Annotated in this window: 27 protein-coding genes, 1 riboswitch and 1 other annotated feature; of the genes, 21 read left to right on the forward strand and 6 right to left on the reverse strand. The window is 44.1% G+C overall.

What is annotated here, in order from left to right; translation table 11 throughout:
- The first annotated feature begins 48 nt into the window (after window positions 1–48).
- From bioB to bioD, 4 genes are read left to right on the forward strand one after another with little or no spacing between them, the layout of a single operon-like run.
- Window positions 49–1,101 carry a biotin synthase BioB gene (gene bioB / locus R7R78_RS13935; RefSeq protein ID WP_086369529.1) on the forward strand — a complete coding sequence of 351 codons (1,053 nt, stop codon included), beginning with the start codon at window positions 49–51 and terminating at the stop codon, window positions 1,099–1,101.
- The gene (bioF, locus tag R7R78_RS13940) at window positions 1,088–2,239 is read left to right on the forward strand and encodes an 8-amino-7-oxononanoate synthase (RefSeq protein WP_171342739.1); all 1,152 of its coding nucleotides are present in this window, start codon (window positions 1,088–1,090) and stop codon (window positions 2,237–2,239) included. Before bioB ends, bioF begins: the two co-directional genes overlap by 14 nt.
- Window positions 2,239–3,060 (forward strand): malonyl-ACP O-methyltransferase BioC, encoded by an 822-nt coding sequence (bioC, locus tag R7R78_RS13945; protein WP_005388087.1) that lies wholly within the window; start codon window positions 2,239–2,241, stop codon window positions 3,058–3,060. Before bioF ends, bioC begins: the two co-directional genes overlap by 1 nt.
- Window positions 3,057–3,743: a dethiobiotin synthase gene (bioD, locus tag R7R78_RS13950; RefSeq protein ID WP_005378217.1), complete on the forward strand. Its 687-nt coding sequence runs from the start codon at window positions 3,057–3,059 to the stop codon at window positions 3,741–3,743. The genes bioC and bioD overlap by 4 nt, the downstream gene beginning before the upstream one ends.
- 82 nt (window positions 3,744–3,825) lie before the next feature.
- On the opposite strand, the gene R7R78_RS13955 is transcribed toward bioD, so the two are convergent.
- Window positions 3,826–3,993 carry a hypothetical protein gene (locus tag R7R78_RS13955; protein WP_005378215.1) on the reverse strand — a complete coding sequence of 56 codons (168 nt, stop codon included), beginning with the start codon at window positions 3,991–3,993 and terminating at the stop codon, window positions 3,826–3,828.
- Window positions 3,994–4,502: 509 nt separating this feature from the next.
- Between R7R78_RS13955 and htpX the strand changes: the two genes are divergently transcribed.
- From htpX to R7R78_RS14000, 9 genes are all read left to right on the forward strand, one after another.
- Complete coding sequence (gene htpX / locus R7R78_RS13960; RefSeq protein WP_005388085.1) at window positions 4,503–5,372, forward strand: protease HtpX; 870 nt, start codon at window positions 4,503–4,505, stop codon at window positions 5,370–5,372.
- A gap of 209 nt (window positions 5,373–5,581) precedes the next feature.
- Window positions 5,582–6,001, forward strand: coding sequence for a nuclear transport factor 2 family protein (locus tag R7R78_RS13965; protein ID WP_005378211.1), 420 nt, complete (start codon window positions 5,582–5,584; stop codon window positions 5,999–6,001).
- Window positions 5,998–6,723, forward strand: coding sequence for an SDR family oxidoreductase (locus tag R7R78_RS13970; protein WP_225473805.1), 726 nt, complete (start codon window positions 5,998–6,000; stop codon window positions 6,721–6,723). Before R7R78_RS13965 ends, R7R78_RS13970 begins: the two co-directional genes overlap by 4 nt.
- A 12-nt stretch (window positions 6,724–6,735) precedes the next feature.
- Window positions 6,736–8,046 (forward strand): NAD(P)/FAD-dependent oxidoreductase, encoded by a 1,311-nt coding sequence (locus tag R7R78_RS13975; protein ID WP_225473807.1) that lies wholly within the window; start codon window positions 6,736–6,738, stop codon window positions 8,044–8,046.
- A gap of 1 nt (window position 8,047) precedes the next feature.
- Entirely contained in the window at window positions 8,048–8,866 is an 819-nt protein-coding gene (locus tag R7R78_RS13980; RefSeq protein ID WP_225473808.1) for a DUF1365 domain-containing protein, read from the forward strand.
- On the forward strand, window positions 8,860–10,116 hold the full coding sequence (locus tag R7R78_RS13985) for an SAM-dependent methyltransferase (RefSeq protein WP_047100782.1): 1,257 nt from the start codon (window positions 8,860–8,862) through the stop codon (window positions 10,114–10,116). Before R7R78_RS13980 ends, R7R78_RS13985 begins: the two co-directional genes overlap by 7 nt.
- 6 nt (window positions 10,117–10,122) lie before the next feature.
- On the forward strand, window positions 10,123–10,635 hold the full coding sequence (locus R7R78_RS13990; RefSeq protein WP_053303214.1) for a DUF2878 domain-containing protein: 513 nt from the start codon (window positions 10,123–10,125) through the stop codon (window positions 10,633–10,635).
- Window positions 10,595–11,188 carry a chalcone isomerase family protein gene (locus R7R78_RS13995; protein WP_017821712.1) on the forward strand — a complete coding sequence of 198 codons (594 nt, stop codon included), beginning with the start codon at window positions 10,595–10,597 and terminating at the stop codon, window positions 11,186–11,188. The genes R7R78_RS13990 and R7R78_RS13995 overlap by 41 nt, the downstream gene beginning before the upstream one ends.
- Window positions 11,188–11,721 (forward strand): DUF3833 domain-containing protein, encoded by a 534-nt coding sequence (locus R7R78_RS14000; RefSeq protein WP_225473810.1) that lies wholly within the window; start codon window positions 11,188–11,190, stop codon window positions 11,719–11,721. The genes R7R78_RS13995 and R7R78_RS14000 overlap by 1 nt, the downstream gene beginning before the upstream one ends.
- Before the next feature lie 132 nt (window positions 11,722–11,853).
- Here the strand turns inward: R7R78_RS14000 and purB are convergent, their stop codons facing one another.
- The 3 genes from purB to mnmA form a co-directional block, all read right to left on the reverse strand.
- Complete coding sequence (gene purB / locus R7R78_RS14005; RefSeq protein WP_005378198.1) at window positions 11,854–13,224, reverse strand: adenylosuccinate lyase; 1,371 nt, start codon at window positions 13,222–13,224, stop codon at window positions 11,854–11,856.
- Between the two features lie 153 nt (window positions 13,225–13,377).
- Window positions 13,378–13,995: a high frequency lysogenization protein HflD gene (gene hflD / locus R7R78_RS14010; RefSeq protein ID WP_045478697.1), complete on the reverse strand. Its 618-nt coding sequence runs from the start codon at window positions 13,993–13,995 to the stop codon at window positions 13,378–13,380.
- A gap of 10 nt (window positions 13,996–14,005) precedes the next feature.
- Complete coding sequence (gene mnmA / locus R7R78_RS14015; RefSeq protein WP_009705752.1) at window positions 14,006–15,130, reverse strand: tRNA 2-thiouridine(34) synthase MnmA; 1,125 nt, start codon at window positions 15,128–15,130, stop codon at window positions 14,006–14,008.
- A gap of 188 nt (window positions 15,131–15,318) precedes the next feature.
- Here mnmA and R7R78_RS14020 point away from each other — a divergent pair, with 188 nt between their 5' ends.
- Both R7R78_RS14020 and R7R78_RS14025 read left to right on the forward strand, forming a co-directional pair.
- Complete coding sequence (locus R7R78_RS14020) at window positions 15,319–15,588, forward strand: hypothetical protein (RefSeq protein WP_005378190.1); 270 nt, start codon at window positions 15,319–15,321, stop codon at window positions 15,586–15,588.
- Between the two features lie 117 nt (window positions 15,589–15,705).
- Window positions 15,706–17,010 (forward strand): inosine/guanosine kinase, encoded by a 1,305-nt coding sequence (locus R7R78_RS14025; RefSeq protein ID WP_005378187.1) that lies wholly within the window; start codon window positions 15,706–15,708, stop codon window positions 17,008–17,010.
- Between the two features lie 126 nt (window positions 17,011–17,136).
- On the opposite strand, the gene R7R78_RS14030 is transcribed toward R7R78_RS14025, so the two are convergent.
- Window positions 17,137–17,544, reverse strand: a complete 408-nt coding sequence (locus R7R78_RS14030; RefSeq protein WP_005378185.1) for an H-NS family nucleoid-associated regulatory protein — start codon at window positions 17,542–17,544, stop codon at window positions 17,137–17,139.
- 582 nt (window positions 17,545–18,126) lie between these two features.
- Window positions 18,127–18,309: riboswitch (Lysine riboswitch) on the forward strand.
- Window positions 18,310–18,418: 109 nt separating this feature from the next.
- Here R7R78_RS14030 and tet(35) point away from each other — a divergent pair.
- Window positions 18,419–20,020: a tetracycline efflux Na+/H+ antiporter family transporter Tet(35) gene (gene tet(35) / locus R7R78_RS14035; protein WP_225473811.1), complete on the forward strand. Its 1,602-nt coding sequence runs from the start codon at window positions 18,419–18,421 to the stop codon at window positions 20,018–20,020.
- A 324-nt stretch (window positions 20,021–20,344) separates the two neighbouring features.
- Here the strand turns inward: tet(35) and R7R78_RS14040 are convergent, their stop codons facing one another.
- Entirely contained in the window at window positions 20,345–21,298 is a 954-nt protein-coding gene (locus R7R78_RS14040; protein WP_005388056.1) for a sigma-54 interaction domain-containing protein, read from the reverse strand.
- Window positions 21,299–21,667: 369 nt separating this feature from the next.
- Window positions 21,668–21,805, forward strand: a sequence feature (His leader region).
- A gap of 53 nt (window positions 21,806–21,858) precedes the next feature.
- On the opposite strand from R7R78_RS14040, the gene hisG reads away from it, so the two are divergent.
- The 5 genes from hisG to hisH all read left to right on the forward strand — a co-directional run bounded on the left by hisG (window position 21,859) and on the right by hisH (window position 26,896).
- Window positions 21,859–22,755 carry an ATP phosphoribosyltransferase gene (hisG, locus tag R7R78_RS14045; RefSeq protein WP_005378180.1) on the forward strand — a complete coding sequence of 299 codons (897 nt, stop codon included), beginning with the start codon at window positions 21,859–21,861 and terminating at the stop codon, window positions 22,753–22,755.
- Window positions 22,756–22,760: 5 nt separating this feature from the next.
- The gene (gene hisD, locus R7R78_RS14050; protein WP_054575132.1) at window positions 22,761–24,059 is read left to right on the forward strand and encodes a histidinol dehydrogenase; all 1,299 of its coding nucleotides are present in this window, start codon (window positions 22,761–22,763) and stop codon (window positions 24,057–24,059) included.
- Window positions 24,060–24,071: 12 nt separating this feature from the next.
- Window positions 24,072–25,112, forward strand: coding sequence for a histidinol-phosphate transaminase (gene hisC, locus R7R78_RS14055; protein ID WP_017634689.1), 1,041 nt, complete (start codon window positions 24,072–24,074; stop codon window positions 25,110–25,112).
- Window positions 25,113–25,181: 69 nt separating this feature from the next.
- Window positions 25,182–26,255 (forward strand): bifunctional histidinol-phosphatase/imidazoleglycerol-phosphate dehydratase HisB, encoded by a 1,074-nt coding sequence (gene hisB, locus R7R78_RS14060; RefSeq protein ID WP_033905090.1) that lies wholly within the window; start codon window positions 25,182–25,184, stop codon window positions 26,253–26,255.
- A 26-nt stretch (window positions 26,256–26,281) separates the two neighbouring features.
- On the forward strand, window positions 26,282–26,896 hold the full coding sequence (gene hisH, locus R7R78_RS14065) for an imidazole glycerol phosphate synthase subunit HisH (protein ID WP_213896740.1): 615 nt from the start codon (window positions 26,282–26,284) through the stop codon (window positions 26,894–26,896).
- Window position 26,897: the final 1 nt, after the last annotated feature.

The following is a 26,897-nucleotide window of genomic DNA, read 5'->3' on the forward strand; positions in this document are numbered from 1 at the left end:
ACTCAGTAGACTGTCAACACAACAACAAAAGTGACTAAAGGAATACACGTGGAAGTTCGTCATAACTGGACGCATGCTGAAGTGCGCGATCTCATGGAAAAACCATTCATGGATCTCCTATTCGAAGCGCAGCTTGTACATCGTCAATATCAACAAACCAACCATGTTCAAGTAAGCACGCTTCTGTCGATTAAGACAGGTGCTTGTCCAGAAGATTGTAAGTACTGTCCTCAGAGTGCTCGTTACACCACAGACATCGAGAAAGAGCGTCTGATGGAAGTAGAACGCGTACTCGATGCTGCGCAAAAAGCCAAAAATGCTGGTTCTACTCGATTCTGTATGGGCGCAGCATGGAAAAATCCAAAAGAGCGTGACATGCCGCATTTGACCGACATGATCAAAGGCGTGAAGGACATGGGTTTAGAAACGTGTATGACATTAGGTATGTTGACACCAGATCAAGCAAAGCAATTGGCAACCGCAGGTCTGGATTACTACAACCACAACCTAGATACCTCACCTGAGTTCTACGGCAACATTATTACCACACGTACTTACCAAGACCGTTTAGATACTTTATCTCACGTACGTGATGCTGGCATGAAGATCTGTTCCGGTGGCATCATCGGCATGGGTGAAAGTGCTAACGACCGAGCAGGTTTGTTGGTTGAATTGGCTAACTTGCCGGTACACCCTGAAAGCGTTCCAATCAACATGCTCGTGAAGGTAAAGGGGACACCACTGGAAGAAGTGGATGATGTTGAGCCTTTCGATTTCATTCGCCTGATTGCGATTGCACGAATCATGATGCCTCAATCAGCCGTTCGTTTATCCGCCGGCCGTGAAAACATGAACGAACAAATGCAAGCGCTGTGTTTTATGGCGGGTGCAAACTCCGTTTTCTATGGCTGCAAACTTCTGACCACGCCAAACCCTTCTGAAGACAAAGACATGATGCTGTTCAACAAGCTCGGTATTAACAGCCAAGAGGTGTCTCAAAAACCTGATGAAATCGAAGAAAACGAGTTACTCGATCGCGTCGTAGAGCGCGTTGCTGCTCGTCCAACAAAAGACGACCTTTTCTACGATGCCAGCGTTTAAATCTCGTATCGAGTCCGCCCTTGCTGAGCGTAAAACGCAAGGGTTGAATCGTTCTATGAATGTGGTGTTTGCCGGTAACCAGTCCGTTTTGGAACACGAAGGCAGACGCTACATTAATTTCTCAAGTAATGATTATTTGGGCTTGGCCAATGACCAAGCGCTTGTTCGGGCTTGGCAGCAAGGTTTAAGCGTATACGGCAGTGGCAGTGGGGCATCACCAATGGTGACTGGCTTTAGTGCAGCACACAGCAATTTAGAAGCCGCACTAACTGAATGGTTGAGCTACGACAGAGCAATTCTGTTTGGTTCTGGATTCAGTGCTAATCAAGCCTTGTTGTTCACCTTGTTAGAAAAAACAGACGTATTGATCCAAGATCGTTTGAATCATGCTTCACTGATGGAAGCGGGGATGTTGTCACCAGCTAAGATGAAGCGTTTCAAGCACAATGACATCGAGCACCTGAAGTCGCTGATTAATAGCGAAGGCAACCATCTAGTTGTGACTGAAGGGGTATTCAGCATGGACGGTGACTGTGCACCACTCGCTGATATCGCTGCTGTCGTTGATAGCCACAATGCATGGTTTGCTGTCGATGACGCTCATGGAATTGGTGTTCTCGGTCAATCCGGTGGTGGTTCTTGCGAGTTGGCAACGGTTAAGCCTGAGTTATTGGTCATTACCTTCGGTAAAGCGTTTGGTATGTCTGGCGCGGCTATTTTATGTGACCACGCAACGGGGGACTTTTTAACTCAGTTTGCTCGTCACCATGTGTATTCCACGGCGATACCGCCAGCACAAGCGTATGCGTTGACTCATGCAGTCTCGATGGTTCAAGAGCAGTCTTGGCGACGTGAAAAGCTCTCTGAGCTTAGTGAAGTGTATCGAGATAGCCTTAGCGACCTTGAGGGGTTTGTTGAGACTCAAACTTCGATTAAGCCCTTTTTGATTGGTGAATCTGAATTGGCTTTGCGAGTAGCAGGTGCTTGTCGCCAAAACGGTATTTGGGTGACTGCTATTCGCCCTCCGACGGTGCCTAAAGGAACGTCTCGTCTTCGAATCACACTCACTGCCAATCACACTAATGAACAAGTTAAAACGCTTTCAATCGCATTGAAACAAGCATTAGGAGCGCTGTAATGGATAATGCAACTACCGCATTAGCGCAAACGCTCGCGTTAGAGAGTTTCCATCAAGATAAAGACGCGATTGCCTCTTCGTTTGGTAAAGCAGCAGAAACATACGATAAACATGCGGCTTTTCAACGTGATGTCGGGCATCAGCTGCTTGATAAACTTCCTGAAAACTTGACGGGAAAACGTGTATTGGATTTAGGTTGTGGCACGGGTTATTTCTCCCAACTACTTCAACAACGCGGTGCGGAAGTAGTCTGCGGCGATATCTCTCAAGCCATGTTAGATAAAGCAGAGCAGCGTTGTGGTGCAGTACGAATGCACTACCAAGTTGCTGATGCTGAAAACTTACCATTTGACGATGATAGCTTCGATTACGTGTTTTCAAGTTTAGCGCTGCAATGGTGTACAGATTTAAGTTACCCACTAAAAGAAGTGCGCCGCGTGCTAAAAAATGGTGGGAAAGCGTGGTTCTCTACACTGGTTGATGGATCACTGTATGAGCTGCGTGCATCATGGGAAAAAATTGATGCATATCAACACGTCAATAACTTTCTAACGCTCAATCAGGTAAAAATTGCGTTAGCGCAATCTCGATGTGACAGCCATCAACTAGACTTGACCACCATCACAGTTTGGTACGACTCTGCATTTTCAGTTATGCGTGACCTCAAAGGTATAGGTGCAAATCACGTAAGCGGGCGCTCACACGGTTTAACTAGTCGCGAGACTTTGTTAAAAGTTGAGCATGCGTACCAAGCGTTTAAAAACGATCAAGGTCTTCTACCTGCAAGTTATCAGGTTTGTTTTGGAGTAATACATCTATGATTGATGCTTTTTTTATTGCTGGTACGGATACTGATGTTGGAAAGACGGTAGCGTCTAAAGCCATTTTGCAAGCGATCGCAGCAAAAGGACTAAACACTATTGGTTATAAGCCAGTGGCAGCAGGGAGTGACAAGACTGAAGCGGGATGGCGTAACTCTGATGCTTTACACTTACAAGACGCCGCAACACTCGATGTGGCCTATGATGATGTGAACCCATACGCTTTAGAGTTGCCTGCTTCTCCCCACATTGCAGCGAAGCATGAACATGTCGAAATAAGTTACGATGTTCTGAGTCAAAAACTGGCTCAACATAAGCAGCAAGCCGATGTTGTTCTCGTTGAAGGTGCTGGAGGCTGGCGTGTGCCAGTATCCGATACGGACTGTTTATCTACATGGGTAAAAGAAGAGCAGTTACCTGTTGTACTGGTGGTTGGCATTAAATTAGGCTGTTTGAGCCACGCTTTACTCACAGCGGAGAGTATTAAAGCGGATGGTTTGAATCTTGTTGGCTGGGTGGCAAACCGCGTCAACCCAGGCACAGAGCACTACGCTGACATTATCGAGATGCTAGAAGCACGTATCGATGCACCTAAGCTTGGGGAAATTCCATATATTCCAAGTGCTAAACGCAAAGAGCTAGGCAAGTACATTAATGTAGAGCCGTTGCTAAACACTGACTAATGGTGTTTAGGATAAAAGACTAAAAAACCCAAAGGGCTGCGCAATGCAGCCCTTTCTTGTTGGTGTAACCTAAAAAGTCAGATTACTTATCTTGGCTGAGCCCCATCAATGCTTGTTGTGTTTCTGCAACACGCTGAGACATATGATGATCGGTTGAAATACCAAGTTGTTGCTTTGCCTCGTCCTCTGAGATGCCTAGGTGACAACGTAGTAAATCAATAGCCATTTGATAGTCGTTAGTTTCTACCATGGTTTTTCCCTCAATACATGGAGTTTTTGAGCTCACCCAATGCACTTTTTGCAATGTACTTAGAGTGACTCTGTTTTGTTCATCTCATTCGAATTTAGCATGTCCATGTGGCCGCACAATAAGACCAAAGTCTATAGCAGAGCTAACGTACTGTTTTTGGTCTATTAAAAAATTTCTAGCTAAGTTGCTAAGAGGTGATAGATTTAACACCAAGATCATCTATCAATACATGATGGGTAGCTCAGAGCTTATTTCATCATTTTGATAAATGTATATGAGCGGAGGTTCCAGCTCCTACCAAAGCATGTTTTGAAATCGCTTGAATCAAATATTTCAGTCCCGAAAACAAATGTTGCAATTTATTGCTTAACCTTGTTTTTATCGCGGATAGACTATATCTATAACGCACGGAACATGAAAATCAACGGAATTGGCTTTTATAGCGATTACCATTTGTTCCTTATAACAATCCGTTTTAAAAAAACGATAAGCTTCCTCGGAGAAAAGTAATGAAGCGAATTATGTTATTCCTAGCAACTAACCTAGCTGTCGTGCTAGTGCTTAGTGTTGTTCTGAATATTGTTTACGCTGTAACTGGAATGCAACCAGGCAGTCTGTCAGGTTTACTTGTAATGGCTGCTGTATTTGGTTTTGGTGGCGCATTTATTTCGTTGATGATGTCAAAGGGTATGGCGCTACGCTCGGTTGGTGGTATGGTCATTGAAAGCCCGCGCAACGAAACGGAGCATTGGTTAGTCGAAACTGTGGGTCGTCAAGCTCAACAAGTGGGTATTGGTATGCCAACGGTGGCTATTTATGATTCACCAGATATCAATGCATTTGCGACTGGTGCAAAACGAGATGACTCTCTTGTCGCAGTTTCTACTGGTCTTTTACACAATATGACTCGTGATGAGGCAGAGGCAGTACTTGCACACGAAGTGAGCCATATTGCAAATGGTGATATGGTCACAATGACGTTGATGCAAGGTGTCGTGAACACGTTTGTTATCTTCCTATCACGCTTTATTGCCAATATCGTGGCATCGAACGATGATGAAGAAGGCCAAGGTACAAATATGATGGTTTACTTTGGCGTATCCATGGTGCTTGAACTGGTATTTGGTTTCCTAGCTAGCTTCTTGACTATGTGGTACAGCCGTCATCGCGAATTCCACGCGGACGCAGGTGCAGCGCGCCTCGTTGGCAAAGAAAAAATGATTGCGGCTCTAGAGCGTTTGAAGGTGAGTCATGAATCTCAACTGGATGGCACCATGATGGCATTTGGTATCAACGGCAAGCAGTCGCTGACTGAGCTACTAATGAGCCACCCTCCGCTAGATAAACGTATTGCAGCGTTGCGAGGCCAGCAATACTAATTGTTCCTACTTAAATAATTGTTAATCTGCTGAAAAGGCTTGGTTTTGACCAAGCCTTTTTTTTCGCCGATTGATCGCGTGCGAACTTCATCACGTACTACTTACAGAAATAAAGTTATACAAAATTATTTTTGTACAACTTTGGTGGAATGAACTATCTTGTACATATAATAATTTTGTACAACTTAATGGGCGTGTAGGAGTAAAAAATGGACATACAGTCTGTTGGCAATATCTATCAAAAGCTCAACAAAGCGAACTTACATCTACTTAAGGATATATATCACCAAGATGTAGTATTTGAGGACGCAGCGCATCGTTTAGAAGGATGGCCAGCACTTTCGGATTATTTCACCTCATTATATGCCAACGTCATCAGTTGTGATTTTGTAATCCATGAGCATCAACAAGTCGGAGATACAGGCTTCCTAACTTGGACAATGGACCTTCAGCATCCCAAACTTCAGAAGGGTGCGCCTATTCTCGTCAATGGTGTTTCGCACCTCAAATTTAGCGAAGGTCAGGTCATTTATCACCGAGACTATTTTGATCTCGGAGAGATGCTCTATGAGCATTTACCGTTACTTGGTTCAGTCGTTAAAACCATCAAGCAGAGGTTAGGACAATGAACAACACCATCTTAATCACAGGCGCCACCTCCGGAATAGGAAGACAGCTTGCCCTAGATTACGCGAACTCAGAATGGAATGTGATTGCTTGTGGTCGGAATCAAGATGTTCTTGCAGAGCTGGAGGCAGTTTCCTCCAAAATTCATACATTGCAGTTTGATGTGACAAATTATGAGGAAACTCAGCAGGCGCTCTCTAATTTGCCCTTTACGCCAAACACATGGGTTTTTAACGCAGGCGATTGTGAGTACATGGATGAGGGAGTGGTCGACGCGAAACTCATGGCGCGTGTGATGAACGTAAATGTTGTCGGTGTTGCCAACTGCGTTGAAGGCTGCCAAGTGCATTTAGATAGAGGGCACCGCATTGTTATTGTTGGCTCTATCGCATCAGAAGTGGCACTGCCTCGTGCTGAAGCTTACGGCGCATCCAAAGCGGCAGTCAGTTATTTTGCACGCACGCTCGCCGTCGACTTGAAAAAGAAAGGGATCAATGTGGTAACGGTGTTTCCTGGTTTTGTTGAAACGCCGTTGACTGACAAAAACGACTTCGAAATGCCAATGATCATTTCTACTCAGCAAGCGTCGGACTCTATCAGGAAGCAGTTAGCCGCCAACAAGACCTATATCTATTTCCCAGCGAGATTTACCAGTATTTTACGTTTTATCTCGTTACTTCCATACAGTTGGCAAGCTCGCCTAACTGCTAAACTCGTAGCATAAGAAGGAATAAGAATGAAAACAGCAGGAAGAAAGAAGATAGCGATTGTGGGAACGGGAATCTCTGGCCTTACTTGTGGTTATTACTTGCATAAAGAACATGATGTAACGCTGTTTGAAGCGAACGATTACATCGGTGGCCATACTGCAACCGTTGATGTGAGCCTTGATGGTAAAGAATACGCGATAGATACTGGGTTCATCGTCTATAACGACCGTACGTACCCTAATTTCATTAAAATGATGAGCGAGATTGGCGTTGAAGGTCTGCCGACTCAAATGAGCTTCAGTGTCAGAAACGATGGGAACGGACTAGAGTACAACGGCCACACAGTGTCGACATTGTTCGCTCAAAAACGCAACTGGGCAAACCCTAAATTTTATCGATTTATCTTCGAGATACTTCGTTTCAATAAACTTGCCAAGCGCTTCGCTAGCGAGCAATCCTCGCACTCTCAGACGTTAGGTGAGTTCCTTGATGAACACAAATTCAGTGCTTTCTTTACCGATAACTACATATTACCGATGGGTGCTGCGATTTGGTCGTCGACTTTAGCTGACATGCGTGCATTCCCTCTTATGTTCTTCTTACGTTTCTTCCTCAACCACGGTCTGCTAGATGTGACTAACCGGCCACAATGGTATGTGATTAAAGGTGGTTCACGTTCATACATTCCACCATTGACCAAAGGCTTTGCCGAGAGTATTCGTCTTAATAGTCCTGTCAAAAAAGTGGTTCGCAACGAAAAAGGGGTTGGCGTTCAAGTTCGCGGAGAAACGCATTGGTTTGATGACGTTATCTTTGCTTGTCACAGTGATCAAGCAATGAGAATGCTAGAGGATATTAGCCCAATTGAGCAGGAAATCTTGGGGGATATGACATACCAAGCAAATGAAGTTGTTCTTCATACCGACTCTGCCGTACTACCAAAACGTAAGGCAGCATGGGCATCATGGAACTACCTATTGGAAGGCAGTGAAGAGGAACAGCAACGCCTCCCTTCGCTCACTTATAACATGAACATTCTTCAGCATATTCAATCAGAACACACGTTTTGTGTAACGTTGAATAGTACTGAGCAAATTAACTCAAATAAAGTCTTGCGTTCGTTCACTTATCATCATCCAGTATTCACCACTGAGTCTATTGCAGCGCAGCAGCGCAAAAATGAGATACAGGGTAAACAAAGTACCTGGTTCTGCGGCGCTTATTGGTACAACGGTTTTCATGAAGATGGCGTGCGTAGCGCGCTTGATGTTGTGAAAGAACTAGAAGAAAAGTACCGCGAACAAAATGTGGTTCCTTTCGAAAAAGGCGCAGCGTGATATGGATAGCCAAATGAACAGCCGATTGTTTATAGGCAACGTTCGTCACCGTCGATTCACGCCGGTGAATCATGAGTTGAACTACTCTTTATTTATGCTCGCCATTGATGTAGACGAGATCGATGCTTTAGAGAAAAAAGTATGGGGTTTTGGTTCGCGTTGGTGGCATTGGGCTCGCTTCAAGCGCAGTGATTACATTGGTGAAGGTAGCGTCAAGTCGGCAGTGCACAGCAAAATTGAAGAACTGACAGGTGTTCGCTGTACCGGCAAGGTAGTCGCAGTCTGTCACTTGCGTTATCTAGGACTTTATTTCAGTCCCGTTAATTTCTACTACGTTTATAACGCGGAAGGAGAATGGAAGTATCTCCTCGCAGAGGTGAGTAACACTCCTTGGAATGAACGACATTACTACGTGGTGTCAGCAGATAAAGAAGAAGAAAAATTTGGTTGGGAACAAGATAAAGCATTCCATGTTTCACCATTCAACCCGATTGACCAACTCTACCGCTGGAGAATTAAACCTTTGACAGACAAGTTGAATATTCATCTTGAATGTCACAAAGGAGAGAAACACTTTGATGCCACCATGGTTATGAAAGCCAAGCCACTTTCAAGCAAAACCTTATTGAGGTGTTTGATCGGTACACCAATACAAACGGTAAAAGTAATGGTTGGTATTTATTGGCACGCATTAAAACTTTGGGTGAAAGGCGCACCTTTTTATTCTCATCCTAAATATTCAACGCATGAAGAAATAGAAGCCGATACTGAAAAAACAGACAAAAAAAATAAAAAGCATAAGGAGAATTCTGCATGTTAAATACTAGTTCTATGACATTGCCGCGTAAATTGACGACAACGCAAAAAGCGGCTCGCGGAGTTATTTTTCAATGTCTGCAAAAAATGGAAATCGGCTGCTTAACAGTTATTGAAAGTTTTAAGACGGAAACGACAGAGCGAAGCGAGCGTTTTAGTGCGCCAAATGGGGAGTACAGTGGTCAACCTGTTGTCGCTATTATAGAGGTAAAACATCCAGGCTTTTATTCACGGATCTTGCAGGGCGGCAGTATTGCTGCTGGTGAGGCTTATATGGATGGGTGGTGGGATAGCCCCGATTTAACCTCATTAATGAAACTGATGGCCCTTAACATGCGTGCTCTAGATAAACTCGAAGAGCAAGGCAGTTGGTTGACTAAAATACTGTACAAGTTCAGTCATTGGTCAAACAGAAACTCTGAAGAGAACTCACGTAAAAATATCCATGCGCATTACGACTTGGGTAACAACCTATACGAAGCGTTCCTTGATACCAATATGCTGTACTCGTCGGCGCTTTACAATCATGCGGATGACTCTCTAGAGCAGGCTCAAATCAACAAAATGGATCGTCTATGTCAGCAACTTGAGCTGAAGCCCACTGATCATGTTGTTGAAATTGGCACTGGGTGGGGCGCTATGGCGATTTACATGGCCGAACAATACGGTTGTCAGGTCACCACAACAACGATATCTGAAGAGCAACACGTGTACGCGGAGCAAAAAATCAAAGAGCGTGGCTTAGAAGACAAAATCACTCTACTCAAAGAAGATTACCGAAACCTAACCGGCACTTATGACAAGCTCGTTTCTATTGAAATGATTGAAGCTGTGGGCAAACAATTCCTGCCTTCGTACATTAAGGTCTGTGAGTCTTTATTAAAGTCCGGTGGCTTGATGGCGATTCAAGCGATTACGATTGCCGATCAGCGTTACGATTACTACAGTAACAACGTCGACTTTATCCAAAAGTACATTTTCCCGGGTGGTTTTTTACCGTCGGTAACCTCACTAACCCAAGCCACAACAAAATACAGTGACTTAGTGACGCGAGACTTGTTCGATATTGGTTTGGACTACGCCAAGACGCTGAACGAATGGCACTTACGTTTTAATCGAGCAGAGAATGAAGTGCGCTCGTTTGGCTACGACGACCGCTTTGTGCGTATGTGGCGCTACTATTTGAGCTACTGTGAAGGTGGCTTTTTGGCTCGCACGATCAGTGCCGTTCACATGACGTTTCAACGCCCGTAGTTCGTTATGAAGGTGTTTCTTGCTTCGACATGGTTCCAACTCTGCTGGTTTGCAGCGGTGCTTGGAACCTATCAATGGCAATGGGTGACGTTATTCCTTACTTTGGCAACCCTACTATATTGTTTGAAAAGCGATGCATCTTCGCTCAAAAGTATTAGTGTGATCGTCACGGTCGGCCTCGTGCTTGATACGCTCAATCAACAACTCTCGGTCTTTGTCTTTCCAACCCCATGGCTGCCAGTCTGGTTATTATGCTTGTGGGTTTTGTTTTCTTGGTATGCCTATCAACTTAAGTCAATTTTGTACCGTTTCCCAAAAACCTACGTATCAATAGTAGGCGGTATCGGAGGAACGGCGAGCTACTTTGCTGGCCATAAACTCCAAGCCGTTGAATTTGGATTCAGCACTGGCGCTACACTGGCAATGCTGTTTGTCGAATGGTGCGTCATGATGCTCTTGATACTCAAGGTGTACGGAAATGAAAAGCTTGAAGAGAGACTTAACTCAGAGACTGACTAGGTTGCTTGCGTTGGTAATAGTAACTGGCTCTTTTGCTCTGCAAGCTCAACCTGTTGGAAATAGCGAAGCTGCCAGCAACATTGCGAATTGGAAGGGGTGGAAAACTGTTGGAGAAGCCCAACTTACTTGGTTCATCTTCGATATTTATCACTCAAGATTAAAAGCGCCTGATGGAAAGTTCATCGTAAGCGATGACGTATCGCCACATCCCCTTGCATTGGAAATTAATTACAAGAGAGACATCAGTAAGCAACAGCTGCTTGATGTGACGGATGAGCAGTGGGCGAAATTGGGTTTTACTGACTCATATCGAAAAGCTTGGATTAGCGAGCTCGATCGTATGTTTCCTGATATTCAAAAAGGTGACGAGCTTACTTATCTAACAGATGGAAAATCTGGTCAGCTTTTTTATAAGCAGGTTGGGGACGTGCAAGTAAAGAACGTTGGCATCATTGAAGACGAACGAATGAACGATGCATTTTTGGCTATATGGTTATCACCCAACACAGAATTTCCGAAACTCCGAAAACAATTGATAGGGCAGGTTAGATAGTGTTTAAACGAATTTTTAAATCAGCGACTTTAGTGGCAGCTGTTTTTCTTTCGGCATGTTCCGCAGACATTGATAATTACCGCTCTTCTACACCGACTTTTGACGTATTCGGTTATTTCGAAGGCGACATAAAGGCGTGGGGGATGGTGCAAGATTATACCGAACAGCAAACCCGTCGCTTTGAAGTCGATATAGTGGGTACTGTAGAAGGTGATACGCTGACGCTAGTGGAAGACTTCGCGTTTGATGACGGAGAGGTGGACCAGCGAATTTGGGTTATCACTAGATTAGAAGACGGTAGTTATGAAGGTAAGGCAGACGATATTATAGGTGTAGCAACAGGGGAAGAGCAGGGCAATGCGCTACAGTGGCAATATGACTTTGAGCTACAAATGGAGGATTCATCAGTGACGGTTGCTTTTGATGATTGGCTTTACCGTCAGGATGACAGACACGTTTTCAATCTAACGAAAATAAAAAAGTTTGGTGTGGAAGTAGGAACAATAACCTTGTTCTTCCAAAAGCAGCCATAACAAATGGGGAAGATCTTCAATTAATAATCCATGCCATATAACTAAAATTATTTTCTCCCGACCTAACTCTCCTAACTAAAAAGGTTGACGCTTTCGCGTCAACCTTTTAGGTATCTGGTCGTTACAGGAGGATTACAGCTTATCTGTCAGTTCGATAGCTTGACCGATGTAGTTCGCTGGTGTCATCTCTTTCAGACGTGCTTTCTCGTGCTCAGGAAGCTCAAGACCGTCGATGAAGTTACGCATTGCTTCGCCGTCTACACGCTTACCACGAGTTAGCTCTTTTAGCTTCTCGTATGGCTTCTCGATGCCGTAACGACGCATTACTGTTTGTACTGGCTCTGCTAGTACTTCCCAGTTTTTGTCTAGTTCAGCAAGAAGCGCTTCACGGTTTACTTCTAGCTTGCTGATGCCTTTAAGCGTAGAAGTGTAAGCGATGATTGCGTAGCCAACACCAACACCAAGGTTACGTAGAACTGTTGAGTCAGTTAGGTCACGCTGCCAACGAGAGATAGGCAGTTTCTGTGCTAGGTGGCCGAATACAGCGTTCGCAAGACCTAGGTTACCTTCTGAGTTTTCAAAGTCGATTGGGTTAACTTTGTGAGGCATTGTTGAAGAACCGATCTCACCAGCAATAGTTTTTTGCTTGAAGTGGCCTAGTGCAATGTAACCCCAAACGTCACGGTCGAAGTCAATCAGGATAGTGTTGAAACGAGCGATAGCGTCGAACAGCTCAGCGATGTAATCGTGCGGTTCGATTTGAGTTGTGTAAGGGTTCCAAGTTACGCCTAGAGACTCAGTGATGAACTCTTCAGAGAACTTGTGCCAATCTAGCTCTGGGTAAGCAGAAAGGTGTGCGTTGTAGTTACCTACTGCACCGTTGATTTTCGCTAGGATCTCAACGTTTTCGATTTGCTTGAATTGACGCTCCATACGGTACGCCACGTTTGCCATTTCTTTACCCATAGTAGATGGAGAAGCAGGCTGACCGTGTGTACGAGATAGAAGAGGAATGTCGCGGTATTCCACTGCTAGCGCTTTGATAGCGTCGATTAGGTTACGGATTTCTGGAAGAATCACGTTCTCACGCGCTTCTTTAAGCATTAGAGCGTGTGATGTGTTGTTGATGTCTTCAGAAGTACATGCGAAGTGGAAGAACTCGTTTACTGCGTGCAGTTCAGGAACGTCTGCTACTTTCTCTTTTAGGAAGTACTCAACCGCTTTTACGTCGTGGTTAGTTGTACGCTCGATCTCTTTGATACGGCGTGCATCTTCTTCAGAGAAGTTTGCAGCAAGGTCGTCTAGGAATTGGTTTGCTTCTGCGCTAAACGCTGGCACTTCTGCAATTTCAGCAGTAGCAGCAAGCTTTTGTAGCCAGCGGATTTCAACGATAGTACGGTACTTTAGTAGACCGTATTCACTGAAAATTTCGCGTAACGCAATTGTCTTGCTTCCGTAACGGCCGTCTACTGGTGAAACAGCAGTCAATGCTGACAGTTCCATGATGTTCTCCTGAATTGGGTTTCTAAATTTCGTGAGCTTTATACCAATAACTGTGGCAATTGTCACGAATATTGCGCAAACGTTTGCGCGAGATTTGTTTTGGTCGAAAAAAATGAGCTCGCGATAAACGCGAGCTGCTTACTTGATACCTTATTACATTCGAGCAAGAAGGATTTGTGCTTGCTCTACCATCTTCTTGCGTCCGAAAATCAGGTGGCGACGTTTACCGCCAACTTGACGCCAGAGTACTGCGCTACGAATACCCGATAACAGCAGCGCACGAACTTTGTGCTGGTTAGAGGTTTGTTGCAGTACCGATGGAGTACCAGTTACTTGAATACGAGGACCAATAGGGCTGACTACATCCAAGTAAATGCTTGCTAGGTTGCTGATCATTTGATCATCTAGCAATTCAAAATGTTCCGTTTGACGCTGAGCCATTTGAATGCGGTCACCAAGTTGTGACATTGCATCGTTACGACCCGATAGCTTGCGCTCTAATGCCATTAGGCTGATGATGTAGCGAGTGACTTCACTTCCCGATGGGGTGCTATCAATCCCTTTCACCAAGCATTCAAGTCCCAGCTTAAGGTCGGCTTCGCGGCCGAAAACACCGACGGTGTTCGCTGGGCTAGTATTCAAAATGGCGTTAATTGACGTTTCAAAGGCATCTTGATCACAATGTCCGTTTCTCGCTACCTGTTGAACTAAGGCAACAGCTTGGCAGATACCTGCAAAAGCGATAGTACGGTCATAAAGTGTATTCGCCACGTAACGACTCCTAAGCTTGAGAATATTTAATGCGTTGCTCGATGATGCCGCCACCTAGGCACACGTCATCCTTGTAGAACACAGCTGATTGACCTGGAGTTACAGCAATTTGTGGCTCGTCAAAGATCACTTTAATGTTTTCATCATCGATAGGGATGATTGTACAAGGAATATCTTCCTGACGGTAACGAGTTTTCACTGTGCACTTCATAACATCGCGAATTGGCTCACGATCTACCCAGTGAAGTTGTGATGCAAGTAGACCTTCTGATTTCAACATTGGATGGTCTTTACCTTGAACGGCAATCAAAACGTTACGCTCTAGATCTTTCTCACCAACGAACCATGGGTCTTCGTTACCACCGCCGCCTTTACGGCCACCGATGTGTAGACCTTTACGCTGACCAAGAGTGTGGTACATCAGGCCTTGATGTTGACCAATCACTTCGCCTTCAGGTGTTTCGATGTTGCCTGGTTGAGCTGGAAGGTAGCGACCTAGGAATTCTGTAAACTTGCGTTCACCGATGAAACAAATACCCGTAGAGTCTTTCTTCTTCGCCGTGATTAGATCTTGCTCTTCCGCAATGCGGCGTACTTCTGGCTTCTCTAGATCACCAACAGGGAACAGGCTACGCGCAATTTGCTCGTTGCTTAATGTGTACAGGAAGTAGCTTTGATCTTTGTTGCCATCGAGACCACGTAGCATTTGTGGTTTTTCACCGTTTTCAGGGAAAGAACGACGCACGTAGTGACCCATTGCAATGTAATCAGCATCAAGTACTTCATCAGCGAATTCTAGGAATGCTTTGAACTTGATTTCTTTGTTACAAAGAATGTCAGGGTTCGGAGTACGGCCCGCTTTGTATTCAGCAAGGAAGTACTCAAATACGTTATCCCAGTATTCGGCAGCAAAGTTGATAGTGTGTAGGTGGATGCCTAGCTTGTCACATACTGCCTGAGCGTCAGCAAGATCTTCTGCCGCTGTACAATATTCTTCGTTGTCATCTTCTTCCCAGTTCTTCATGAAAAGGCCTTCTACTTGGTAGCCTTGCTGCTTTAGAAGATACGCGGAAACAGATGAATCAACGCCGCCGGACATACCGACGATGACTTTCTTTTGGCTGTTATCAGACATTACTAAACACCACTTAAATAAACGGGATGCAGATTCTATCAGAATCCACAGACCGGTGACAGATCCGAGATCGAAATCACAATTCGTTTCGCTGGATTTTTCTTCAACAAAGATTCGAACGAGTAATTTCGCAAGTATAGAAGAGGTATATATGGCATAGTTGGCCAAAATCCAAGAGGAAACATCAAATGACAGAAGAAAACCAATTTATGCAAGAAAGTGAGTTGATTGAAATTGTTGAAAATCAGCTCGAAGATGGTAACCCGCTTAAAGTAAAAGAAACCCTTATGCGTTTAATGATGACTGGCACACCACGTGAAGATGCGGTTGCGATGATGGCATGTGCGATGTCAATTGAGATTTTTGATGTAATGAAGAATGAGGGTGAGTTCAACCTAAAGCGTTATAGCGAGCACCTTGAGCAACTACCAGATCTCAGCTTTATGGAAGGTGAATAAGCCACCTAAAAGAAAAAAGTAGTCAGCAAACGTTTGCTATAATCGCTTTTATTGCTGCTTTATTATTAGCGGTATAGAATCCGCTCTCCTTTTCATCCCCTTACTCAGACTGACAATATGAAATTTCCTGGACAACGCAAATCGAAGCACTATTTTCCTGTTCATGCTCGTGACCCGCTGGTGAGCCAAGCACAAGAAAGCAAGAAGATGACGCGCACTCACATCATTGGTATTGACCAAACCTTGGTTGATATTGAAGCAAAAGTTACAACGGATGTGATTGAAAAGTACGGTCTGAGTAAAGGTCACTCTTTGGTTATCGATGACGAAAGAGCAGAAGAGTTATACCAGCAACTGAAAGAAGAGAACTTGATTACCAATGAGTATGCGGGCGGTACCATTGGTAACACGCTACATAACTACTCCGTGCTAGCGGATGATCGCTCCACACTACTTGGAGTGATGAGCCAGGATATTAAGATTGGCAGCTACGGTTACCGTTATCTTTGTAATACATCAAGCCGCATGGACTTGAACTACCTACAAGGTGTAGATGGTGCAATTGGCCGTTGTTTTGCTCTTATCACAGAAGACGGCGAACGTACTTTTGCTATCAGCGAAGGGCAAATGAACCAACTCCATCCTGATAGCATTCCAGAGAAAATCTTTAAAAATGCATCAGCACTTGTACTGACGTCATATCTAGTACGTTGCAAAGACGGCGACCCAATGCCGGAAGCAACAATGAAAGCGATTGAGTACGCGAAAAAGAATGATGTGCCTGTTGTTCTGACTTTAGGCACAAAGTTTGTTATTCAAGATGACCCTAAATATTGGCAAGAATTCATTCGAGATAACGTTTCAGTCGTTGCGATGAATGAAGATGAAGCAGAAGCACTGACGGGGGAATCTGATCCACTTGCTGCGTCTGATAAAACATTGGAGTGGGCTGATTTAGTATTGTGCACGGCGGGTCCTGTAGGTCTATTTATGGCTGGGTATACGGAAGATAGCGCGAAGCGCGAAACTTCTTTGCCATTACTTCCAGGGTCAATTGCTGAATTTAATCGTTATGAATTTAGTCGTCCGGCGAAAAAAGACTCATGCGAGACGCCAATAAAAGTGTACTCGCATATCTCGCCATATATGGGTGGTCCAGAAAAAATTAAGAATACAAATGGCGCAGGTGATGCCGCGTTATCTGCTGTTCTTCATGATATGGCAGCAAATAAATACCATAAAGAAAATGTGCCTAATTCAAGCAAGCACAGTAACGAGTATTTAACTTACTCTTCTTTTTCTCAAGTCTGCAAATACGCAAACCGTGCTAGCTACGAAGTTCTCGTGCAACATTCACCACGATTGTCGCGCGGACTTCCTGAGCGAGAAGATAGCCTAGAAGAAGCATACTGGGAACGTTAATACGAAGCGGTTTAATTAACTATTCTGTAACTAAAGTAAAAGGCACATTAAGAAATGTGCCTTTTTTTTTGTAATGGTTTAAATAAAAAAGGCTCCCTATGGGAGCCTTTTAAAAATAGCATGGATCTAGATTAGGAACTCATCCAGAGATTTACCTGCATCAAGTTGCTCTTGAATCGCCGAAGGTGTACGACCTTGGCCAGTCCAAGTTTTCTCATTACCGTTTGAATCTGTGTATTTGTATTTAGCAGGGCGAGGTGCGCGCTTCGCTTTGCCTTTCGTCTTAGTTTCGCCAGATAGCGCAGTAATAAGTGCTTCTACGTCAATACCGTCTTGAGCGATTTTCTCAGCAATCTCTGCAAGCTTAGCTTCTTGCTCTGCTTGTGCTGCGCGTTCTGCTTCTTCTGCTTCACGACGCTCATCTACGACAGTAGTGAGTTTATCTAGAGCTTCTTCCAATTGTTCTAGAGTCAGCTCACGAGAAAATGCACGAAGGCTACGGATATTTAGAAGGGTTTTAGTCAGCTCTGACATAACGATTCCTATTAAAAGGTTAATGTGTTGGGCACTTTTTATCGTTACGATTAAATAATGCCAATCTATAAATAAACAAAGAGTCCTTATATTTAACTTTATCTTTTCCTTATGTGCAAATGCTAAATCAAGATTTTGTTTAAATTTGACTATTTTTTAAAGCAATTAATATTATTACACTCGAAATAAATCATTATTAGATGAGAACTAAAATCAACAATCATTATTGTATAGAGAGAGTGACAGCTTGGTTTTTTATAAAAAAATTTGAGTTATTACTTAAAAATATGAAGCATCCATCTTTAATGGTGTGTCATATATCCTTAATTTATTGATATAAGATAAACCATGATATTTCTAAGGTAGTAATAATGTTTCATAAATAACATGATTGATGTGATTTCAGTTGCACAAAACTTATGGAAGTAGGCAAGGTTTATAAATTATCTCAGTCATTATTTATTTGTTTAATTTAGTTTGATGTGTTGCATTGACTCTCATCATAAGTACAATGGCTGCCACCTGATGCAATATTGCAGACAATTTGTTGTTAATTTGTACAGTTAGTGGTTAATTGTTTGTTGTTGCCGTAGAGGCGCGGTCTCGAAGAGTAGCTATTATTGGGGTGATGCCAATGAGTAATAGTGGAAGGCGAAGATTGCCGAAGTAAGTAACTCATCAAAGTTACTTGCTGGGGTTGTATCTGAAAGGAACAACACTGCCATAGTATATATTCACATTAAACTATGGAGCGCTACTGTAGGGTTGGGTGGAGTGTTCGCTTCCCTGTCGCTAAGTTCAACATGAGCACGTATCGTATGCTACGTGACTTGTCTGCAGTAGATCTCTAGCCAAACTTTGGTTTTTGAAGATCATGAATTTAATAGATTTTTCTAGTTCTCCTGTTTCATTATTGCCACCTATTGTCGCTTTGACTTTGGCGATTTTGACTCGACGTGTATTAATTTCCTTGGGTGTAGGTATCGTGCTAGGTGCGGTGCTACTTAATAGCTGGTCTATCAGCGACACCGCAGGTTACGTCAGTTCTCAAGTTTCTTCTGTCTTTATTGAAGATGGCGGAATTAACACTTGGAACATGAGCATTGTTGGTTTCCTAATCTTATTAGGTATGACAACAGCTTTATTAACGCTATCTGGCGGTACTCGTGCTTTTGCTGAATGGGCACAATCTCGAGTGAAGAGTAAACGCGGCTCCAAACTTCTTGCCGCCTTTTTAGGCGTATTCATTTTTGTCGATGATTACTTTAATAGCCTTGCTGTTGGTGCGATCTCTCGCCCAGTAACCGATCGCTTTTATGTGTCTCGCGCTAAGCTTGCGTACATTCTAGACTCAACCGCTGCTCCAATGTGTGTAATTATGCCTGCTTCTAGCTGGGGTGCTTACATTATTACTATTATTGGCGGAATCTTAGTCTCACATGGGATCACAGAGTATTCGGCTCTTGGCGCATATGTTCGTCTTATCCCAATGAACTTCTACGCCGTTTTTGCGCTGCTAATGGTGTTCGCTGTTGCGTGGTTTGGTCTTGATATTGGTAAAATGCGTGAGCATGAGATCTCTGCATCGCAAGGTCGTGGCTTTGATAAAGACAAAGAAAATGACTCGCAAGAAGCGCATGACCTAAATGAAGAGCTAGATATCCGTGAAAGTGAAAAGGGTAAAGTGTCAGATTTGATATTTCCTATCGTGACGCTGATTATCGCGACTATCGCTTCAATGCTTTACACGGGTGGCCAAGCATTGGCTGCTGATGGTAAGGAGTTTGCGCTTCTTGGTGCTTTTGAAAATACAGATGTAGGTACATCACTAATCTACGGTAGCTTGCTTGGCTTAGCAGTTGCACTGTTTACTGTTGTGAAGCAAGGTCTACCAATGGCTGAGATCGCACGTACACTTTGGATTGGTGCTAAGTCTATGTTTGGTGCGATTCTAATCTTAGTATTTGCCTGGACCATTGGTTCTGTTATCGGTGATATGAAGACAGGTACTTACCTTTCGACAATGGCGCAGGGCAATATTAACCCTCATTGGCTCCCAGTTATCCTATTCTTGTTGTCTGGCCTGATGGCGTTCTCAACAGGTACTTCATGGGGTACGTTCGGCATCATGCTTCCAATCGCTGGAGACATGGCTGGCGCAACAGACGTAGCGCTAATGCTACCGATGCTGAGTGCGGTTTTAGCTGGTGCGGTATTCGGTGACCATTGTTCACCAATCTCAGATACGACTATCCTGTCATCGACGGGTGCACGTTGTAACCACATTGATCACGTATCAACACAGCTACCTTATGCATTATCAGTCGCGCTTGTTTCATGCGTCGGCTTTATTGCCCTTGGTATGACTGCTTCAATTGCGTTCTCGTTCATTGCAGCGTCGATAACATTCGTTATCGTTTGCGCTATTTTGTCATGGCTTTCAAAGTCTAAAATAGCGTCTTGCCAGAGTGCGTAAGTTGTTTTGAATAGATTCGTTACAGAGGGAAGCTCCGCTAATTTAGCGGAGCTTTTTTTTAACGCGACTTAGGTGAGGGGGGCAATCGCGTTTTTGGGGATAAAAGTCTCGTGTTAAGAGCGAATTGTTTGTGTACCGAGCTCTCCTTGATGGGCTGTAATGGAAAAGCAATCCATCTTCTTCTTAGTTCTTAGCAAAGACTATGCCCATTTTAAGCTTTTGATTTTTAATACAGAAAAATCCGCATGGTTGCGATGCAGAGTTAACTAAATGATATCTAAAGAGTTACCTGTTACACAGTGTTACGTTACACCTATACAGTATTTAAACATTTAAGTTGTATTTCTTTATTAATCGATAAAGCGTTGTTCTTGAAATGCCGAGGTGACGTGCAGCCGCACTCATATTGTGTTTATTTTCTTCGATAGCTTGCAGTAGGTAGTCGAGATCAATTTGGTCCACAGAAGGGAGCAATTGCCTCTCATTGTTATCAAGGCCCAAGTCAGCGACGAGAAGCGTGTGATCTTCACACATCACAATTGCTCGTTGGATGACATTACGCAGTTCTCTTACGTTGCCTGGCCAACGATGTTTGAGGAGTTTGGCTTTTACCTTATCAGACATTTTTTGTACCTGACCATGAGACAGATCTGCTAGGAAGTGTTCAGATAAAATAATAATGTCTTTTCCACGCTTTCTCAGTGGAGGGATAGTTAATGGCAATATATTAAGCCGATAGAATAGATCTTCACGAAATCCTCCTTGTACGACCTCATTTTTCAAATCCACGTGGCTTGCTGCAATGACCCTACAGTCCACGTCAATGAATTTATCCGCTCCGACTTTATGGATTTGTTTACTCTCCAAAAAGTGAAGGAGGTGGATTTGTAGGTCTGGTGGCATGTCACCAATTTCATCAAGAAATAGGGTGCCTTTATGTGCCTTTTGAATAAAACCTATACGCTCTGAGATTGCGCCTGTAAATGCTCCTTTTTCATGGCCGAAAAGCTCGGATGCAATAAGACCACTCGGAATGGCTCCACAGTTGACTTCCACAAAAGGTGCTGAGTGTCTGTTCGACAATTGATGAATAAGGCGAGCGCAAAGACCTTTCCCAACACCAGTTTCACCCTGAATGAGGACTTCAGCATCACATTGAGCGTACTTTTGTATTGCAGTACGAAGTTCTTGGATACAGGCACTATTGCCGATCAACGGGTATAGTGCCGTATCGTCGAAATCTACAGCTTGTTTATTACTACCGTTACGCAGTTTCATTGTTAATCACTATTTTTTGCCCCGCTCTAATAATAGTTTTGAATGACTTGTCTCAAACGTGAGTTGCTGTCTCTTTATTGAGAAAAGTGTCAATTAATGGGTTGGGTACGGTCTAAATAGTTGTTTTGGTGAATATTCATACTATTCTTCGCTTTCTTCGTCAGAGTAGAGCTGATTGGAGGTGCTCTTTCTACCAGAGTATTCAATATGGAAAAGAATTTAATTTCATTTAAATCAATGTCTTGTGAAAAATATTTAGAAAATATTCAATTGAGTATTGAAAAATATAGAATCCTTAGTTAGTGTGGTTACTAACAAAGCAACTCAAAAAGAGCCTTAAATAAGTATGCGTAATTTTGTAATGAACATTCATCACCATCATCACCCAATCTAGTCTTTCGGGCGATGTACGCATACCCGGGAGGCAGGAAACTCCCGGAGGTAAAATCAAAGTAAAAGCAGATTTTAAACCCTCGGGAGACTTCAATCTCCCGAGGGTTTTTTAGTTTTATTAGTTTGAAAAATACTTAGATATCAAAATCTTGCATAGGGACAAAGCAATGCAAACACAACGTTTAAGAATCGCAATTCAGAAAAAAGGTCGTCTTAGCAAAGAGAGTCAAGCTCTACTAAAACAGTGCGGCGTAAAGTTCAACGTAATGGGCGAGCGTTTAGTTGTCCATTCTGAAAATATGCCAATTGATTTACTCTTGGTTCGTGATGACGACATCCCAGGTTTAATTATGGATGGCGTGGTTGACCTTGGCTTTATTGGCGAAAATGAACTAGAAGAAGTTCGCCTTGACCGCAAAGCATTAGGTGAACCCTGCGAGTTTGTTCAGCTTCGTCGACTTGATTTTGGTGGCTGTCGTTTATCTATCGCAATCGACAAGGACGAAGAGTACAACGGTCCACAAGACTTAGCTGGCAAGCGTATTGCTACAACGTATCCTCAACTTCTAAAAGCGTACATGGATGAAGCCGGCGTTCCATTCTCTACATGTATGCTGACAGGCTCTGTAGAAGTTGCGCCTCGCGCGGGTCTCGCTGATGCTATCGCTGATTTGGTTTCTACAGGTGCAACACTGGAAGCGAACGGCCTTAAAGAAGCTGAAATTATCTTCAAATCAAAAGCGACATTGATTCAACGCACAGGTGAGTTCGACGCAGACAAAGTGGCGCTAATCGAAAAGCTGTTAACTCGCATGCAAGGCGTACAACAAGCAAAAGAATCTAAGTACATTATGCTTCACGCCCCAGCAGAGAAGTTAGATCAAATTAAAGCACTACTGCCAGGTGCTGAAGACCCAACTGTTCTTCCTCTTTCTGCAGATAAGCAGAAAATGGCTGTTCACTTAGTGAGTTCTGAAAACCTGTTCTGGGAAACAATGGAACAGCTGAAAGAGTTGGGCGCAAGTTCAATTCTCGTTCTACCAATTGAAAAAATGATGGAGTAAGCATCATGAGAACAGTCGTTTGGCAATCATTAAGTGAGAATCAGCAAGACTCTATTTTGGAGCGCCCTGCTATTGCAGAAGGTGCCAATATCACCACTGCTGTGGCCGAAGTTATTGCTAAAGTTCGAGAAGAAGGTGACTCTGCTCTTATTGAGCTGACCGAAAAGTTTGACCGTGTTAAGCCTGAATCCATTCGTGTTTCTTCTCAGGAAATTAAGGCAGCGTCAGAGCGTTTGTCAGAGTCAATGAAGAGCGCACTAGAGCAAGCTTACGCCAATATTTCTAAGTTCCACAAAGCGCAAAAGCCGCAACCGATCAAGGTGGAAACGCAGCCAGGTGTCCTTTGTGAACAAGTAACACGCCCAATTCAAAAAGTGGGTTTGTACATTCCTGGTGGCAGTGCGCCTTTGCCATCGACTGTTTTGATGCTCGGCGTTCCTGCAAAAATTGCAGGTTGTCGTAAAGTCGTTCTTTGTTCTCCACCGCCAATCGCAGATGAGATCCTTTATGTCGCGAAACTGTGTGGCATTGATGAAGTGTACAACGTCGGTGGTGGCCAAGCAGTTGCTGCAATGGCTTATGGCACCGAGACTGTATCGAAAGTAGATAAGATCTTTGGTCCGGGCAACGCTTACGTGACCGAAGCAAAACGACAGGTTAGCAATGATTTCCGCGGTGCTGCGATTGATATGCCAGCAGGGCCATCAGAAGTGTTAGTGATTGCAGATGAAACCGCAGATGCAGACTTTATCGCTGCGGATCTTTTGAGCCAAGCAGAACACGGTCCTGATTCTCAAGTGGTATTGGTGACTCCTTCTCCTGTGATTGCGGATCAAGTGACGGATGCGGTTCAACGTCAGCTTAAGGAGCTATCTCGTGCAGACATCGCAGAAAAGGCTCTGGCATCAAGCTTGATCATTATTTCCGAGTCGATGACGCAGTCAGTTTCTATTTCCAATTACTACGGTCCTGAGCACTTGATTGTTCAGACTAAGAACCCTCGTGAGCTTCTACCTCTACTTGATAATGCAGGCTCTATCTTCCTTGGGGATTGGTCGCCTGAATCTGCGGGAGATTACGCATCGGGGACTAACCACGTCCTTCCTACTTATGGTTACACACGTACTTATTCAAGCTTAGGTTTGGCGGATTTCTCTAAACGAATGACGGTTCAGGAGCTTTCTGCTGATGGTTTAAAGAACCTTGCACCAACGGTAGTCACGATGGCTGAAGCAGAAGGTCTGGACGCTCACAAACGTGCTGTTACTATCCGCGTAGAAAAATTAGCAAGTAAGAAAGAATAAGAGAGTAATGAGATGGAAAAGCTAGCGCGTAAGCAAGTCCAACAGCTTACCCCTTATATGTCGGCTCGCCGAATCGGTGGTACGGGTGACGTATGGCTAAATGCCAACGAATCACCATTTAACAATGAATACAAAACAGACTTTGCTCGTCTTAATCGTTACAGCGAATGCCAACCGAAAGAACTGATTTCCGCTTACGCAGCGTATGCGGGTGTTAAACCAGAACAAACACTGACTTCTCGCGGCGCAGACGAAGGTATTGAGTTATTAATTCGTGCATTCTGTGAGCCGGGTGAAGATGCGATTCTTTACTGCCCACCAACTTACGGTATGTACGCCATCAGTGCAGAAACCATCGGTGTAGAGCGCAAAACCGTGCCGCTAACGTCAGATTGGCAACTAGACCTTGCAGGCATCGAAGCTAATCTGGATAACGTGAAACTGGTTTTTGTATGTTCGCCAAACAACCCAACGGGTAACTTGGTTAAGCGTGAGGACATTGTGTCTCTGCTTGAGATGACAAAAGACCGTGCAATCGTGGTGATGGATGAAGCGTACATCGATTTTTGTCCAGAAGCGTCAACGGTAGACCTACTGGCGCAATACCCGAATCTTGCGATTCTGCGTACTCTGTCGAAAGCTTTTGCGCTTGCAGGTCTGCGTTGTGGATTTACGCTTGCGAACGAAGAGCTTATTAATGTACTTCTTAAAGTTATCGCACCTTACCCAGTCCCAGTTCCAGTGGCAGAAATTGCGACTCAGGCGCTTTCGGAAGCTGGTTTAGCACGAGCGAAGTTTCAAGTTCTCGATTTGAATGCAAACCGTGCTTACTTGCAAGTTGGCCTTTCAATGATTCCGGGTTTGGAAGTGTTTGAAGGGTGGGGGAACTACCTATTGGTGAAATTCCCAGATGGCGATGACCTTTTCAAAGCGGCTTGGGATACGGGCATTATTTTGCGTAACTCGCCAATTGAAAACTGTGTGCGTATCAGTGTGGGTAACCGTGACGAGTGCGAAAAAACGCTTGGATTTATCAGAAACTACTACGCATAAATAGAGACAGAATTTATCGCTCTCGCTCAATAGCGGGAGCGCCAAAAGAATATCAATAAGGAAGTTCGAGTGAGCAAACAACAAAAAATCCTTTTTATCGACCGTGATGGCACCTTAATTGTTGAGCCGCCGATTGATTTTCAAGTAGACCGTTTAGATAAGCTAAAACTAGAACCATTTGTTATCCCAAGCCTGCTGTCGTTGCAGGATGCAGGATACCGTCTAGTGATGGTCACGAACCAAGATGGTTTGGGTACCGACAGCTACCCACAAGAAGATTTTGATGCACCACACAACATGATGATGGAGATCTTTGAATCTCAAGGTGTGAAGTTTGATGATGTGCTGATTTGTCCTCACTTTGATGAAGATAACTGCTCTTGCCGTAAGCCTAAATTGGGCTTGGTAAAAGAGTACCTTCAAGGTGGCAAAGTGGATTTCCAAAATTCTGTTGTGATTGGCGATCGTCAAACTGATCTTCAACTTGCAGAAAACATGGCAATTCGTGGCATTCAATACAACCCAGAAACCATGGGTTGGAAACAGATCCTGAAAGATCTCACGGTGAAGGCACGCGTTGCTGAAGTGGTTCGCACCACAAAAGAAACGGACATCAAAGTATTCGTTAATCTTGACGAGCAAGGCGGTAACGATATTTCCACAGGTCTTGGCTTTTTTGACCACATGCTGGATCAAATCGCGACGCACGGCGGGTTCCAGATGGTGTGCAAAGTGGAAGGTGACCTGCACATTGATGATCACCACACAGTAGAAGATACCGCTCTTGCGTTGGGTCAAGCGTTGAAAGAAGCACTGGGTGACAAGCGTGGTATTGGTCGCTTTGGCTTTAGTTTGCCAATGGATGAGTGTTTGGCGCAATGCGCACTAGACCTATCAGGTCGTCCTTATCTTAAGTTCGACGCGCAATTCAGCCGTGAGCAAGTGGGTGATCTTTCAACAGAGATGGTAGTTCACTTCTTCCGCTCTCTGACTGACACATTAGCATGTACGTTGCACCTTTCTTCTGCGGGCAACAATGATCACCACATCATTGAAAGCCTATTTAAAGCGTTTGGTCGTACGTTACGCCAAGCAATCAAAGTAGAAGGCACTGAGCTACCAAGTAGTAAAGGCGTGCTTTAAGGCTAACGTTAGCAAGGAGAAAAACAGTGACAGAACAGAAAGTTGTCATTATCGATACTGGCTGTGCCAACGTTTCTTCGGTGAAGTTTGCCATTGAACGCCTAGGCTATGACGTAACGATTTCAAAAGATCCGCAAGTCGTATTATCCGCAGATAAGCTATTCCTACCGGGTGTGGGAACCGCCAGCGAAGCGATGAAGAACCTAGAAGAGCGCGATCTGATCAGCTTGGTAAAACAGGTAGAAAAGCCGCTGTTAGGTATCTGTTTAGGCATGCAACTGTTGGGCAAAGTGTCTCAAGAGAAAGGCCAGAAAGCCGACGAGTTAGTTGAGTGTCTTGGACTTTGTGATGGCGAAGTGAAGCTACTACAAACTGGCGATTTGCCGTTGCCGCATATGGGGTGGAACACGGTCTCTGCAAAAGCAGGTAATCCACTTTTCAAAGATATTGAAGAAGGTGAGCATTTCTACTTCGTGCACAGCTTTGCAATGCCTGTTGGGGATTACACGATTGCTCAATGCGAGTACGGCAACCCGTTCACAGCAGCAGTACAAAGCGGTAACTACTACGGCGTGCAATTCCACCCTGAGCGTTCTTCAAAAGCGGGCGCGAAGCTTATTCAAAACTTCTTAGAATTATAAA

The organism is Vibrio sp. 2134-1, assembly GCF_033339495.1.